This is a genomic window from Candidatus Harpocratesius sp. (assembly GCF_054039255.1).
On the sequence record NZ_JBPLBG010000071.1, the window covers coordinates 22,930 to 38,534 of the forward strand.

General features: G+C 30.8%; 11 protein-coding genes. 7 read left to right on the forward strand and 4 right to left on the reverse strand.

Features of this window, described 5'->3' with window-relative positions:
• A complete protein-coding gene (locus tag ACXLDF_RS15380; RefSeq protein WP_457559434.1) occupies window positions 1-1,692 on the reverse strand; it encodes an alpha/beta hydrolase in 1,692 nt (563 codons plus the stop codon).
• Between the two features lie 62 nt (window positions 1,693-1,754).
• Window positions 1,755-2,297, reverse strand: a complete 543-nt coding sequence (locus ACXLDF_RS15385) for a hypothetical protein (RefSeq protein ID WP_457559435.1) — start codon at window positions 2,295-2,297, stop codon at window positions 1,755-1,757.
• 201 nt (window positions 2,298-2,498) lie between these two features.
• Between ACXLDF_RS15385 and ACXLDF_RS15390 the strand changes: the two genes are divergently transcribed.
• The 4 genes from ACXLDF_RS15390 (at window position 2,499) to ACXLDF_RS15405 (ending at window position 9,508) form a co-directional block, all read left to right on the forward strand.
• Window positions 2,499-2,846: a cupin domain-containing protein gene (locus ACXLDF_RS15390; RefSeq protein WP_457559436.1), complete on the forward strand. Its 348-nt coding sequence runs from the start codon at window positions 2,499-2,501 to the stop codon at window positions 2,844-2,846.
• A 256-nt stretch (window positions 2,847-3,102) separates the two neighbouring features.
• Window positions 3,103-4,041 (forward strand): polysaccharide deacetylase family protein, encoded by a 939-nt coding sequence (locus ACXLDF_RS15395; protein WP_457559437.1) that lies wholly within the window; start codon window positions 3,103-3,105, stop codon window positions 4,039-4,041.
• 354 nt (window positions 4,042-4,395) lie between these two features.
• On the forward strand, window positions 4,396-6,858 hold the full coding sequence (locus ACXLDF_RS15400) for an FG-GAP repeat domain-containing protein (RefSeq protein ID WP_457559438.1): 2,463 nt from the start codon (window positions 4,396-4,398) through the stop codon (window positions 6,856-6,858).
• A gap of 1 nt (window position 6,859) precedes the next feature.
• Entirely contained in the window at window positions 6,860-9,508 is a 2,649-nt protein-coding gene (locus ACXLDF_RS15405) for a hypothetical protein (RefSeq protein ID WP_457559439.1), read from the forward strand.
• 239 nt (window positions 9,509-9,747) lie between these two features.
• Here the strand turns inward: ACXLDF_RS15405 and ACXLDF_RS15410 are convergent, their stop codons facing one another.
• Complete coding sequence (locus ACXLDF_RS15410) at window positions 9,748-10,014, reverse strand: hypothetical protein (RefSeq protein ID WP_457559440.1); 267 nt, start codon at window positions 10,012-10,014, stop codon at window positions 9,748-9,750.
• Between the two features lie 320 nt (window positions 10,015-10,334).
• Between ACXLDF_RS15410 and ACXLDF_RS15415 the strand changes: the two genes are divergently transcribed.
• Entirely contained in the window at window positions 10,335-11,567 is a 1,233-nt protein-coding gene (locus ACXLDF_RS15415; protein WP_457559441.1) for an acyl-CoA dehydrogenase family protein, read from the forward strand.
• A 317-nt stretch (window positions 11,568-11,884) separates the two neighbouring features.
• A complete protein-coding gene (locus ACXLDF_RS15420) occupies window positions 11,885-12,844 on the forward strand; it encodes a Uma2 family endonuclease (protein WP_457559442.1) in 960 nt (319 codons plus the stop codon).
• Here ACXLDF_RS15420 and ACXLDF_RS15425 read toward each other — a convergent pair.
• Window positions 12,826-13,626, reverse strand: coding sequence for a hypothetical protein (locus tag ACXLDF_RS15425; protein WP_457559443.1), 801 nt, complete (start codon window positions 13,624-13,626; stop codon window positions 12,826-12,828). The two genes, ACXLDF_RS15420 and ACXLDF_RS15425, sit on opposite strands and share 19 nt — an antisense overlap.
• 200 nt (window positions 13,627-13,826) lie before the next feature.
• Between ACXLDF_RS15425 and ACXLDF_RS15430 the strand changes: the two genes are divergently transcribed.
• A complete protein-coding gene (locus tag ACXLDF_RS15430; protein WP_457559444.1) occupies window positions 13,827-15,470 on the forward strand; it encodes an MBL fold metallo-hydrolase in 1,644 nt (547 codons plus the stop codon).
• Window positions 15,471-15,605: the final 135 nt, after the last annotated feature.

The window sequence follows — 15,605 nt, forward strand, 5'->3', positions numbered from 1 at the left end:
TCACGTAATTGCTTTAATAAATCTTTCTGTATAATATAAAGCTATTTGAGATCCTGAATTGTATTCATTCCAAGCAAACGCGTGCGGATAATATTTTAACCAGATTATCGCACAATCATCATTTCCCGCATTTTCATATTTTAATTTAATCTCTTGAGAAACATCTGGATTTATCAATTGATCTCGAGTACCTGTAAAAATTAGGCAAGGGGGGGAATTTGCTTTAATTAACACTTCTGGCGTCAATAAGTCGGGAGTTCCTATTACATCGCGGTTTTTTTGATATCCACTGGCAGGATAAAACAAATATAATCCCACAAAATTGATTTTCTGTGAAATCCATTCAGAAAATCGTGAATCTTTTTGACCATATACTATTGCCATTGCTAAAGTTGTACCAGCAGATGCACCAAAAACAACAGTTCGATTAAGATCTGCGCCATATTCATCAGCATGTGTTTCAAGATAATGAGTAAAATTTCCAACTTGACGAACCATATCATCATGTGTGAAATTACCTTTTATATTCGTAGGAGTATTTGATGTCGAATTATGCAATCCATATTGAATATCGAATACAATATATCCTTGAGCTGCAAAGTAACGACATTGTTGCACCATCATTTTTGTATCACCTTGTACCCAATAGCCTCCATGGATCCGGATAATGGTTGCATTGTGTCCTGGGAGATTTTTTAATGATTTTAGGGGAGAATAAACATCAAAATGAAGTAAAAGATTGTGATCTTGGGGAAAAGAACTCTGAGAGCCATTGAAAAAGAGAATATCTTCTTGAACTTTACATTCTGGAACAGTTCGACCAAAAATTTGAGAAGAGAAAGAATAAGGCTTCTCCAAAAAGGAAGGATCTTCAGTATTCCATCGATTTGGAAATGTTTCCTTAGCTAATTTAAGATTAAATGGGATAAAAAGAATTGGTGTAAACATAAGAAGAATGATTAGGATGGAAATGGGAATATAAATTTTTTTACGCTTTGAGATTAAATAATTTCTCTTTTTTTGATTAAAAATAGTTTTTTCTTGAATTAGTGAGAAAGTTAGAAGAATACCAAGCAAAATAATAATTGGTATTACAGTTGGAAAATTTAAAACCATAATTCCTAAATAACCCCAAAAATCTCCGTTGATATAAATCCACAACAAGACAGTAAAGAGTATCCCCGCGAGAAAAAGCAAAATTCCAGTGAATTGAGCGATAAAAAAAGCAGCTAATCGAATATAATTAAATAATGTTGAATGAGATTCTTTTATTTCCAAAGATTCGTTCTTTTTCCAGTAAAAAGTAATAATGATGGGTAGAATAAGAACAATAATTTGGAAAATTCTCCATTTGATAAGACTTGGTGCAATTTCGCCCCAATTATTCTCATATTTTGCAGATAATTTGTATTTCTGCAAATATACACCAAATTGAAGCATCAATGAAACAAATAGCCATCCAACTAATAATCCATGATTAAATCGTGATTGTTGAATAAGTTTTGATCGATAACTAATAATACTTATGAAAATATAACTTCCAATTTGAACAATCCAAACAATCCATGCACAAAACATAGAAATCGCTGAAAATACTGGAGTTATGACCCCTATTATCAAGCTTATTATAGCAAGCCCATTTAGTAAAAGTGTGGGTAACCATAACTTTTGAATTAATTCTGATTCGTTCATCGCAATTCATCAAGGAGCAATATTAAAAAAATCATTGCTAAAAATTAAAAAATGCAAATAGACTATTCAATTTTTGAATGAAGTAGATGAATGGCTTCTTCTCGCGCTTTTAATAATGTAATTTCTTTGATGTTTATCATTTCATGGGATCCAAGAATTTTTTCCTTTAATACTCTTTTAAATAACAGATATTCGTTTTTACGGGTAATAAATGGTTCGACTTCTTCAATATGAATGAAATTTTCAATGGATTTATTTTTCCCATTACGATTGCCTTCAGTCAAATCAAAACGATAATCTTTATATATCAAAAAACAATGAATCATTGGAATGTACGGTATACGATATTTATCCAAGATTCTTTGAGTTCCTGTGCAGATTTCTTCTGTAAATCGGTATATGCCTACATTTTTTTTAACAGGAAGATTAAGTTCTTGAGCAAGTGTTGCAATTATTCCGTGTTTTGTAGTGCATGAACCTTTATTTTCTTGAAATAAACTCCATTTATTATCCTTATCTGTATTATATCCATAGGGTAAGTCATGAACATACAAACAAGCTGCTTGAAATGTCATAATGTCGTGAGCTAAAAAATATCTGGTCATTTCGCCACAGTCTTTTATAGGTATATCTGGCAAAAGTAACAACGAATCCATATCCAATCAAGTATCAAAGGAATGCTACAATTAAAAATAAGCTTAAGCATTAAAATGGAAAATAATAATCAAAAAAATCTAAGGATATATTATTGAGAATAAGCACAATATTCATCAGTCTCAACTTCTTCTTAATAAATAGAATTTATTATGAAAAAAATAGTTGTAGCAGAACAAGATATTTCTTCCACACCACATAAAGTTGCAGTACGTAAACTCCTCGAATTTCCCCATGCAAGTTATATTCACATTACATTAAAACCAGGTGAAACTCTTAAAAAACACATAACTCCTGTAGATGCGTGTTTTTATGGTTTGGATGGAGTTGGAAAAGTGGAAATTGGGGATGAAATCGAAACATTATCCAAAGATGAAATTGTTTTTAGTCCTGCAGGAATAGTTCATCGTTTATTTAATGAAGAATCTAACACTAAAGATTTCAAATTTTTAGTGATAAAAACCCCAACACCTCAAAATCAACCAACAAAAATACTTTGATAATAATTATACAATTAAATAATTATAATGAAAAAAAAAGTATTATAAAAATAAATAATTTAAGAATTAGTTAAAAATCAATTATATCGGGTGGTTTTATATAGAAAAATATGCTTTTTTCTTAGAGAACTTCAAAATATTCCTTTTTTAAATAAAAATATCAAATTGAGAATATTTCTTCGATTTCAAAAGAAAAAAAATGACAATATGCTTATTAGCCCGAGTTTCTTATACAAACCTAAAAAAGGAGTAAATTATGCAGTCTATTATAGATAAACTGGGCTTTTCGCAAACAGATAAAGTTGTAATTTTGCATTTAGATGATTTAGGGATTTCCCACAGTGCAAACCAGGCAGTAATCGATATATTTAATCAAAATCGGATTCAATCCGGTTCAATTATTGCGAATTCGCCATGGATGCCAGAAATTGTTCAGTTAATTAAAAAAATAAACCAGAAGATTCCTCTTGATATTGGCGCTCATCTGACATTTACAAGTGAATATAAGAATTTTCGTTGGCGACCTATAACAACTAATAATCCAGAATCAGGATTAGTTGATGCTAGTGGTTTTTTATGGCAAAATCTAAAAGAAGCAATTGCAAATGTTAAACTTGAAAATGGAGAATTTGAAATGCGCGCTCAAATAGATGCAATTCAAAAATTGGGTATAAAATTGACACATATGGATACTCACATGTTCTCCGCTTGTCATCCGAAGTTTCTTCCTGTATTAATTAAATTAGCCAAAGACTATAAAATTCCAGCCATAATTCCTTATATGAGTAAACAGATGTTTGAATATATGGGATTAGATGGTGATATCGCGCAATATCATTCTCAACTTTCTATATTACAAGAACAAGGATATCCAATCATAGAGAGTTTTAAGTTTGCTTCCCTACAGTCAGTTAAAAATAAGTTACGCGCTTATAGAAGTCTATTAAAATCAATTCAACCTGGTTTGACACATATTTTCTTTCATCCTGCAATTTATAACGATGAAATGAACGGGATTACTTCCGATACTGCAGTTGGACGGTTTCAAGATTATGAAGTTTTGATGAATCACGAATTCTATAAGTTATTGGAGAAATATGGCATTCAAATTTATACATATCGGGAAATGGGTAAATATTTTAAAACAATAGTAAATAATTTGGAATGGGAAGCACTCGCAGAAATTTCTAAATAGAGAAGTAACACTGCTTATATTAAAAATTACGAAAATTTGATGATAGACAAGAATATATTAAATTTTTCAAAAATTATACATTTATCTAAGAGATTGTTCAATTTAATATTCTTTTCACTCTTTTTAACTAAATATTACTGTTCAAGAAAATAATTTTTATCAATAATTACTGTTTGCTAATTTTGAATTATAACGACAATATTTCAAAAGATTGTTTAAATAAACAATATTCATTAGTTATTCTTTCTGGAAGATATTATGATTTGATTTTAAATAATCGGGAATTTTTCCAATAAAAATTAATAAACTTTTCCAGAACTAAAATATAAAATCACATAGAAAAAAAATAACCTTATGAAAAAATCCAGAAATTCAATTCATAATCAACTTTTAGTGTTGATATTAGGAATTATTTTAATCCCAATGTTGGGAGCAATAATTCTAATTAATTCGCCAATCAATGAAAGTAAACTAACTAAAACAACTAATCTATCAAATCAACTTTCAGAAAAAGAGCAAAATGTTTTGGAAAAGCCTAAACCAATGGATTTTAGCGAAACCATTGTTTCTAATAAAAAACCATTTAAAGCGAACATTATAAATATGGTTCCTGAAGAAGAACTTTTAATCACCGGTAGGGGTAAATGGAATAGTCGAATTAGATTTATTATAGATGATCCAAAAAATTTTGATGAAATCTACAGTTCAGGTTGGAATTCAGCATATGATGAGTCTACATGTACAGCAGCTGATATTGATGGTGATGGAATTGATGAAATTATCTTAGCAACCCAAGATAATAGTGAGCAAATGCGGTTGTTGGTCTATGATGACGCCAAACATGGTTATGAGAGAATTTCACTTGTAATTTATTCAAGTTACAGTCCTTATCGGAGGATCAAAATAGACTCTGGATATATTAATGAGGATGGCTATGAAGACATAGCTATTGTTGGTGATTTTAATGGAAAAGCCACTTGTATGATCTTTTTAGGACAATCCAGTGGAGTTCCTCATAACGTATATACAACTTGGCTTAGAACCACTCAACATCCGTCAGTTGTTGTAGCAGATATTGATGGAGATTCAATTGATGAAGTTGTAATGCTTTCAGCCCTTAAAAGTTCCGATCACACCTTATATCTCAATTCTTATAATTATAACCCCAGTAGTTCTTCATTTAATCCTATATTACAAAAAGAATATTCATGTTCAGGAAGTTTTAATAATCCTTCTGCAGCAGGCGGTGATTTCGATAATGATGGCTTAGATGAAATAGTTGTTTTTGGTACAAATTATGATGGTGAAGATAGTAATGGCTGGGTCTTAGATGATGCTCTTCATAAATTTGCCAGTATGAAATCATGGGATAATAATGATGATGCAGAAAATCCATTTGTTTGTACAGGAAACTTTGATTATGATCCTGCTGATGAATTTGGATTAGTGTACAATAAGGGAAGTAAACTTTATATTAAAGTTGCGGGAGATGCAAATGAAAATTTTAAACAACAATTTTCAAAATCATTATCAAATTATCCTTATCCCGCCACTGCTGTTAGTTTAAATAGGGATGGAGATAAATGCGATGAATTGTTGATTTCAAGCATGTATAAAAGTGATTGGCGAAATCATCTGATTGAAATTGGATGGAATTCCAGGACGGATAAATATTATCTTTGTTCAAACGAAAAAATGTCGAATAATATTTTTAATCCGCCATTTTTGGCAGCAGGTGATTTTGATGGGGATGGAAGGATAATGCAATATCAAGGCTGGAAATCTGTCATTGAGCCTCCAGAAGTATTAGTTGTTGCAGCAGCTGCACCAAATATTGATGGAATGAGTCATAGTTTAGTACATTGTGGAACCACGGTTGGTTGGGAAAAAACAGATGAAAGTTCTACTACATCAGGGTTTTCTATTACAGACTCGGCTACAATTACAATGAGTACGGAGATGGATTTGTTATTTTTCGAAGTGGGTCTTGAAAGTTCTGTTTCTGCCAGCTGGACATCATCGCATAGTACAACCAATACTGTATCTATGACTTTTAGCCAAGCGATGGCACTTTCTTCAAATGAACATGGCGTATTTTACTCATATACATATATTCTTCAATATCAATATAAGGTTATTTCAGGAAAAAATGCTGGTACAATGGTTTATATTAATGTCCCAATCGAGAAGGTAATTACATGCGCGGAATTAAACGCTTTCATTTCAGCTTATCCAGAATATGCGTTTCTAAAATCATATATCCCTTATGACGCTAGAAATCCTTTTACTTATTATACTAAAGATGAATGGATAAACAGCCATGGGGTAAATACTTTTGCAAGTTCTGTAAAATCTCTTCCTGTTCAAACGCAGAATTCTGAAGGATTCACTGAAATTGGAATTGTAATTAGTGAGAGTACGGCTCAAAGTGACCAATGGGAATTTGGCTTTGAAAGTGCAACAAGTGTTAAAGTGGGAAGTATGAGTGTTGAATACTCACATGAACGAACTGATTTTACTGCAACTGAGAAGATTTCAGCCAAAGGAATGGCAATTACTGCAGCCATTGGTGGATTGACAGGCAATAGTTTTGATCAATATGCTTTTGCTGCCAAAATGTTATTATATGAAGCTACAATACGATTGGATGAAGGTGATTATACATTTAAAGTGGTAGATTATTACATTACACCATTATATACTGAAAAGTCAACATTAGTAGAATTAGTAGGAAATCAAATTGGATTACTAAGTATTGTTGTAATCCTTTGGCGAGGATCAATTGGAATCCCACTAAAATTCATCGGAGGTAATTAAGATGGAAAAAGTAAAGATATGGAAAAAAAGGACACAAAGAAATCAGCAAACCCATACAGTTATTAGATCACATACAGTCATTTTTTGGTGCTTAATCTTATTCACCATTGTGCTAAATGGTAAATTGCTATTTAACACAGCACCAAGCACATCAATCATTAAGGATGATTTCTCTCTCAATAATTTTGGAATTAATTCAGCACCTACAATTAATTTTGATAATTATGCGATTCAAACAAACCAATCATTTTTATATTATCGCACAGGGACATTTGGTCCAAGCTTTGAAAACTTGACAATCCAGAATATGGAATGCGATTCGATTCAATCCTTAATAAATTATACTATCCGAATAAATAGCACTTATGTTTACATGCCTACTATGACAACAGAACAAGTAAAGAATATAAATTTAACTGACGCATATTGGTTTGCGTGGGATTTGATAGAACCTCTCTACTTTATTATACCCAACCAACTGTTAACTGACAACATTACTGAAATTACAGACTATATTTTAAACGGGGGCTATTTTAGCCAAGATGCAAACCTTAATCTCAGCTTCACATCAGAATCAATTAATATTACAGGTACTGATGCAGGGTTAATTTATAATATATACATGGAATTCGATCTCGAGACAGGTGTAATGCTGGAATACTATTTTAATGACACCATGACCATGGATTCAATGGTTTTAATTGATTCGACTCTGAATATTCCATTTCTGGATTCTTCTTCGATATTTAACGTTGAACGGAATCAATCATTCACATTCTCTTCAAATTTGACAAATGCAGGAGATTTTGTTTCATATCGAATCCAGTATTGGGGAAAATATTATGCGGATAATAAAACAAATCATTTTGTTCTGGCAGAAGAACAATTCTTTCAAAATTTTACTCTCGTAACCACTCATTGGTATCAAATGGGTTTCTGGATTGAAAATTCATCCATTTCCTTAGATCAAACCATGTTTCTCCCAAATTATATGAATCTCACTTCTTTAGAAAATCAATTAGATGAAATTAGCGATCCAGCTAATTATGTTACGTTCAATCTTTCAGATTATGCAATAAATATTACTTATAGTCTGGGATTTGAAAGCTATTATTATTATAATTATTATCACTATATTGATTTAGCAGGAATTGTTATTCAAAATTTTATGGTTGGCACCGAAAATGCTTATGATTATTGGATATTAATTAATTCTTCTGAGTTTTTTGATGATCCTTTCTTTTCAGAAATTGGAATATACCCTGGAGATAAACTATATTATTTAGAACGTTATCAATCAGGAAATTTGAATACAACGGTTATCCAATTTAGGGCATTTGAAATCACTAATATCATAATCTTTAATAACAAGATGTTTTATTTTGGAAACGTATTAGTAGGGAGAAATTTAGAAAATTTAACTCAAATCGCAAATAATAGTGTGCTTGGAATTGTTTCGTATGATCCACTAAGAAATGAAGAACCAATTTACTTAAATCAGTTCAATTTAGAATATTTAGGAGAATTGGCAGTTGATGCTGAAATATATATATCTTCATACCCCATATTTGTTCCTCGATCTCGTAATTTCTCATTATACGAAAACTTGCTCGCTAATTCTTCTTTTAATCCAAATGTGCAAAGTTATGAATTCTTAGAAACTGAATCAAATACTATATTTACCCGCTATTTCACATCTCAATCTGAATACTGTGACCTTTTCACTAAATCCGCGGATGGCTTAGTGAACTATTGGTATATAATTAGCTATTCTTTATCAACACAAGGAAAACAAATCATTTCTTCTACATTTGAAGTATGCCTCTATGCAGTTAATGATCTGAATAATTCTTATAATTATCTCAACAACACAGAATGGGGAATATCAATAGGCGACAATTTAATCTGGTATTATTATAATTCGACTTTCCCAGAGGGAGAATTAGAATTGACGCAAATATATGACATTTTTCTAATGCCTTCAGGATATTATTTAATATTTGGCACCAAATACACATTACAAGCTGGATCAATAGAATGGATGCCCGCATTGCCGCTTTTTGATATCGGAAATAATGTCAGTATACCAGCTGATATTCTTGGAATTTATGGCAATGGATTACTACCATGCCTTCATTCACCTGAAGTCAGACCCTCTTACATGTTTCGTGACTGGTCTGAAGCATATTATGGTATGATTAAGGCATATCAAATATGGGAAGGCAGCTTTGATCTCAGTGAAGATTTTTATTATGATAATAACAAAATTGAAATTCTTTTTCGAGATTCATCCACACAAAATGTCAGTCGAGTCCTCAATATCCTATACAATGAAAATGGAATTCTTCAAGACTACATGGATATCCATTACGATTCAAATGGAAACATTTCTTCATGGGAACGAAAAGTTCTCATCAGTGGTCCTGGGTCTCTGGGAGAGTATTTTGGAAATACCACTGGGGGAATTCCTTTAAACTTAACCTATTTCCCTTTCATTAATAAATCATCTTCAGATAATTCAACAATTTCCGATAATACTACAAATACTGAAAATCCGTTCTTTGGAGATATTCCTCCTGCCGTATATGCAGGTGTAGGCTTTTTAGCTTTATTAGGAGCAGGAACAACGATAATTGTCAAGAAAAAATAATTTTTAAAATCTATTACTAACTTTTTTTCTTTTGATTTGAATTATTTACAATCTTTGGTTGTATCGCGTTATTTTTACCTAATTTTTAAAAAAATTGTAAAGAGATTGGAGAGAGAACAATTATTCTTGCTTTTTTGACTAAATTTTATAAAGTCAAAAAAATGAATTAAAAATAAAAAATATAAGATATCTTTTATTAATCTCTGCCTAACCTCTACTTAATCTCTACTTAATCTTTTCTATACATCATCTATATTGAATTCTGGAGTAACCTCAAATGTTTTTTCAATATAAATTAACAATTCCTTTTCAAACACTCTCAATTTCTTGATTTCATCATCTAATTCTTTAATTAGATACAAAAAGAATTGTTTATCGTGATCTTTTGCTTTTTGATTCTTGAAAATTAAATTTTTCTTTTGCTCTTCTAAATTTCGAATTCTATATTGAGCTCCTGCTTTAATATTAGTCATAAGATCCATATCATCTGGAATTGTGAACGGCATGATTATCCTCCGAAAATATTAATATGTTATGATAATAGAGAAAATTTACTGTATTAAAGGAGATTATTGTGTATTACAGAAATTTATAAAAGATACATATTCACATCTTTAAAAAATGAGAATAAAAGGGTTACTATTTTTTTAAATTATTAGATTAAATTTTCCGTAGATCATTTGAAATTAAAAACAAAGAAATTCTATTTTTCTTAAAATTTAGAGGAATGTAAAAAAAAGTTTTTAATAGGCAAAATCACAACATTAAGCAATTGCTATACTATACTTTTTGAGCAAAATTGATTAAAGGATTAATGTGAAGCAAAATGGTTGATTATAATTTACTTCCTTATCAACAGGAACTATTAGAGAAGGCTCAAACCTTCACCAAGAAGCATATTACCCCATATGCTGTCGAATTAGATAGAGCGGATGAAATTCCGATGGATTTACTCCAAAAAGCATACGAAGCTGGATTAATGAATCTTCATATACCAAAAGAAGCAGGTGGACCTGGATACTCATTACTAGATGAGACCCTTGTATCAGAATCAACAGGTTATGGAGATGCAGGATGTGCAACTGCAATTATGTGCAATAATTTAGCATTTGCACCTTTAGTTATTGGAGCTACAATAGAACAACTTCAAAAATACATAAAACCTTTGATTACTGGAGAAAAAGTCAAATTGGGCGCGTTTTGTCTAACTGAACGAGAAGCAGGCTCTGACGCAGCTGCCACAAAGACTATGGCAGTTAAAGAAGGTGATGAATGGGTGATTAATGGCCGTAAGTGTTGGATTACCAATTCTCCAAAAGCAGATATATTTACCGTTTTTGCTCAAACTGATCCAAGCAAAGGTTACAAAGGAATGGCAGTTTTTATGGTGCCAAAATCTGCAGGAGTAGAAATTGGACATATTGAAAATAAGATAGGCCAAAAAGCTTCAGCACAAGCAGAAGTTGTTTTTGAAAATGTGCATGTTCCAGAAGATTGTTTAGTTGGAGAAGTTGGAAAAGGATTCCATATTGCCATGAAAACATTGGATAAAACACGAGCAGGAATTGCAGCAATTGCTTCTGGAGTGGCTCAACGGTGTGTTGATGAAGCCTCAAAATTTGCAATTACACGTAAACAATTTGGAACTAAAATTGCAAAATTCCAAGGAATTGGATTTATGCTCGCTGATATGCAAGCACGTGCCTTATCTGCGCATCATTTGACCCGTTATGCTGCATGGTTAGCAGATAATAACATGAATAACTCCACAGAGTCTGCTATTGCCAAATTTGTGGCTTCTGATAATGCCATGCAAAATGCAATTGATGCAATTCAAATAATGGGTGGGTACGGATATGCAGAAGAGTATGGAATGGGTGTTGTTTTTCGTGGTGCTAAATTGCTACAAATTTATGAGGGAACAAATCAAGTTCAACGCTTAGTTGTAATGAGTAACTTAAAGAGGAGAGCAAAAACACTCGATACAGGCTTTAAATTGAAATATGATGGTGTAGATGCACCAGATCATACATGGCTTCCGGAAAAGAAAGAAAAATAATCTTTTTTAGATTCTTGAGGTTTCAATTAAAAATAATGTTAGTAGATTTGGTTGAGATTGATTGAAATTAATTGAGATTGATCAAAATTGAGTGAAATTAACTCTTTTTTATCTTTTTTTTTTGTGCTTGATCATTATTTTTAATTTTCAATATCTAAATTTTGTATTTCAACAAAAAATATGAATATAAATATCAATTATATAAAAATCGTATATTTCTATATTGCAGAGTAGAATAGTGTAGATTAGTTTTTCTTGTTTATTTTATAGTTATTATTAAATAAATACAATAGTTAAATATAGTAGGGAATGTGAATATGCAAGAAGAATCGATAAAGGATAAACAAAAATTCAAAAGTACAAGACATGCAATGGATGAACTTCCAAATTATTTATCAAATTATGTAGATGATGACAATCAAATGCTTAAACCAAGATTAGGTCGTAGAGAAAGTGAGCCACATTCAGCGAATATTTCATATATTTATGATGTATTAAATACAAATTTCCCAGAACACCGCGTTATTTGGGACTTACATCATTATTTTTATGTTGAAAATGAAAAAATTGACATTCAATTTGATATTTCCTTTTTTCTCAACCTAAAAATTGATTATCAACTTTCATCCTATAATGCTGAGAAATTTAATAAGAGAGTCCCTGATGTTGCAATTAATATTCTTTCAAAAAGTACATGGCATAACGATTTACTTGAGAATGTTGCCTTATGCGAAAGACTACATATTAAATATTATATTGTTTACTTTTCATATGAAGTTTCCACTAAATTTTATCCCCCACCCTTTTTGCGTGTTTATTATTTGGATGAAAATTCTCGATATAAATATAAAGATTTAACTAAAATAATGTTTGATAAAGGAAAATTACTAGATTCAACCGCAAAAATCCAATTAAGTCCAGATCTTCCATTTGACGTTGCATTAGAATGCATTACTAAAAAATATGATAACAAAAAGCCAATTTATAAAATAATTTTTCTGAAACCAAATACTGAAGATCAATTCTTAACAGAAAAAGAAATTGAAAAACAGAGAGCCGATGTAGAAAAGAAAAGAGCAGATGAAGAAAAACAAAGAGCTGATGAAGAAAAGAAAAGAGCCGATAAAGAAAAACAAAGAGCTGATGAAGAAAAGAAAAGAGCAGATAAAGAAAAACAAAGAGCTGATGAAGAAAAGAAAAGAGCAGAAATGGCAGAAGCACTGGTTAAAAAGTTGAAAGAAAAATTAGGAACACAAAATCAATCAAAGAACTCTTGAGCTTTTTGCTCTTCATATTTTGTTTTAATTTCCAAAAAACAAATGATTCCCCCTAAATCTGTCAATCGATTTCCTGCGTAAGATTCACTGGAAATAATTTTTAATCTTATTTTTCGATTTCGTACAATTTGTAATAATCGTTGAAGACGAGCTTTGTTGGGATGTTCTTCAAGATATTCATCTGTTAAAAGTATATATTCAGGAATAAGTGGTAATGACTTAAATTTCTTTTTCCGAGTGCCTCCTGCATAAATTAAACTTTCAATCTCTTTCAAAGAATGTAGGAAAAAACTATTTTCATGATTATTCAATCGTTTTTCTAGCAAAGCAATAATTGAATCTGCTTCTTTTTCAATAGTTTGACCGAGAGATTCTTTAAAAGATGAAGTTTGAATGAATGAAGCAACTTGCTCCATATCAGTGAGATTTCCAGTTAATACTGTTATTTGTGCCGAATTAGGATTATTTGCATTAAAAATCCATTTATGGTGTTTTTTTAAGTGATATAAAAAGTCAGATGCTTCAGTTTGCTTGATTCGAGAAATTAATAGAATGCTTTTCAATCCACTTTGGAGAACGGGTCTAATTTCTGTAAGAATCTCTTCAAAAAGATGATATTTTTGGTTTTTTTCCATATTGGTATATTTTCGTGCCAGTTTCTTAATTTTAAAAGATTTAATGCATTCGCTGTAAATTTTATAAAAAATTACTCGCATGGATACAAATGCAATCAAAAAAGCTACAGGATATCCCCGTTTAGCGCGCTGTTTTCTATTCCCCATAAAACTTATTCACATTATTCCTGTTTGATCAAATATCTATTCTTTCACAGATTTGACAAAATGATCATGATATTAATAACCCATTATATATATGTTAATCAAAAAATATTATTATCATAATAACAATTTTAAAAATAAAAATACTCCAAGATTATTAAAAGCATGAATCCTTATTTTTTTGATTAAATAATTTCTTTGGAATGAAACATATTGTGACCCCTCTTGAAGAAATACATGAGAGCAATTTCTCATCCACTACTACTACTGCTGTGTTTGTTTACGGAGGACTTGATGAAATTGGTGGAAATAAAATAGTTTTGCGAGCATCTGATGGTTCAGGGATTCTACTGGATTTTGGCTTTGAATTTCGATATTTATATGAATTTTTTGATGAATTTTTACCAATTCGACGAACACAAGTCTTAATAGATGGTTTTTTAATAGGATTTTTACCCTTTCCTTCTGATATTTTAACTGGTATTTACCGTCTTGATTTATGGAGACATAATCAAGCCCGAATTAAGGAATTATATGGAAACATCCCCACAGAACCACTAAAAATTACCCATGTGCTAATTTCACACTGTCACGGAGATCATATCGGTTCTATTCGCTATCTGAATTCTTCAATTAAAATAGTTTGTGGTCAAGTTAGTAAAGCGATTTTAGATTATTATGAAGAATTCTATAAAAGCAATTCCATGTTTAGAGAAATCTTAAAATTTGGAAAAGGATTTCAAATAAGCGAAAAAGGGACAAGAATGAATAATAGAAGCAAAAACTATCAAACAATTAATCGAAAAATTTATGAACTTCCTGATAATTATTGTGGAGATTTAGGTGGGAGTTCTGCATTTAATATTCAACTTTATCCAGTTGATCATTCCATTCCCGGCGCTTGTGCTTATTTATTAGAAGAAAAAATTTCAAAAAAGCGTATAATTTATACAGGTGATCTTAGGTTTCATGGTCCAATGGGGCAAAATACAAGAAGATTTGTAGAAGAAGCAGGCAAATTCAATGCAGATCTGCTTATAACTGAAGGAACGCGGCTGGGGCGTATTCAAGATAATCTTTCAAATTCTGATGATTTAGATTTTGTGGATTTTGATCAATTTTTATCTGAAAACGATGTTAAAAGTGAACTTAAAGAGATATTTCAAGATATAAACAGAGAACCAACACCTAAGATGATCTTTTTTACTTGTTCAATGCGCGATAGCAACCGTTTAGAATCATTTTATTTGGCGTGTCAAGATAATAATCGTAATTTAATTTTATTACCTAAATCATATCTTTTTCTTCAAAAAATGATTGAGCTTAACCAATCGCGCCTAACTCAAGATGATTTCCAAAAAATTAAGGTGTTTCTTCCCAGAAAGAATTGGGGAACTTATGAAATGAAAGATTATAAGAATTCACCAGCAATTAAAGCCATTATCGATAATCCAAATGTAATTAGAGCCGATGAAATTCATCAAAATCCTGGTAATTTCTGTTTACAAATGTCATTTTATAATATGAATGATCTTTTAGATGTCCGTCCTCCTCCAAATTCACATTGGATTAGGTCAGAAAGTGAACCTTTTACTGATGAAGCACAAATTAAAATGGAAAAACTATTGAATTGGTTAAAAATTTTTAATATCAGCACAAAAACCTTTCATAAAGTACATTGTTCAGGTCATTTATCAGCAAAAGATTTAGCTCAAATGATCACTAAAATACACCCAAAAGCAGTTCTAGTTATTCATTCAGAGCATTCAGAATTAATCTCCACTTTGGATATTCCTTCCGATATAAAAATTGTTTCTTTATCAAAAGCTCAAGAATATATAATATAATTTAGGCATTAATTCGAGAATTTCCAAATTTCCATTAATTATCTTAAAAAAATTAAAAAATCAGACTGTTCCAAAGTTATATTACTAATATTAATAAAATTCATCTTACATTATTATTTTGAATAAAAAAGTGTG

Coding starts and splice junctions, on each gene's coding strand:
- ACXLDF_RS15380 (WP_457559434.1), bottom strand. CDS start 1,692: ATGAACGAATCAGAATTAATTCAAAAGTTATGGTTACCCACACTTTTA.
- ACXLDF_RS15385 (WP_457559435.1), bottom strand. CDS start 2,297: ATGACCAGATATTTTTTAGCTCACGACATTATGACATTTCAAGCAGCT.
- ACXLDF_RS15390 (WP_457559436.1), top strand. CDS start 2,499: ATGAAAAAAATAGTTGTAGCAGAACAAGATATTTCTTCCACACCACAT.
- ACXLDF_RS15395 (WP_457559437.1), top strand. CDS start 3,103: ATGCAGTCTATTATAGATAAACTGGGCTTTTCGCAAACAGATAAAGTT.
- ACXLDF_RS15400 (WP_457559438.1), top strand. CDS start 4,396: ATGAAAAAATCCAGAAATTCAATTCATAATCAACTTTTAGTGTTGATA.
- ACXLDF_RS15405 (WP_457559439.1), top strand. CDS start 6,860: ATGGAAAAAGTAAAGATATGGAAAAAAAGGACACAAAGAAATCAGCAA.
- ACXLDF_RS15410 (WP_457559440.1), bottom strand. CDS start 10,014: ATGCCGTTCACAATTCCAGATGATATGGATCTTATGACTAATATTAAA.
- ACXLDF_RS15415 (WP_457559441.1), top strand. CDS start 10,335: ATGGTTGATTATAATTTACTTCCTTATCAACAGGAACTATTAGAGAAG.
- ACXLDF_RS15420 (WP_457559442.1), top strand. CDS start 11,885: ATGCAAGAAGAATCGATAAAGGATAAACAAAAATTCAAAAGTACAAGA.
- ACXLDF_RS15425 (WP_457559443.1), bottom strand. CDS start 13,626: ATGGGGAATAGAAAACAGCGCGCTAAACGGGGATATCCTGTAGCTTTT.
- ACXLDF_RS15430 (WP_457559444.1), top strand. CDS start 13,827: ATGAAACATATTGTGACCCCTCTTGAAGAAATACATGAGAGCAATTTC.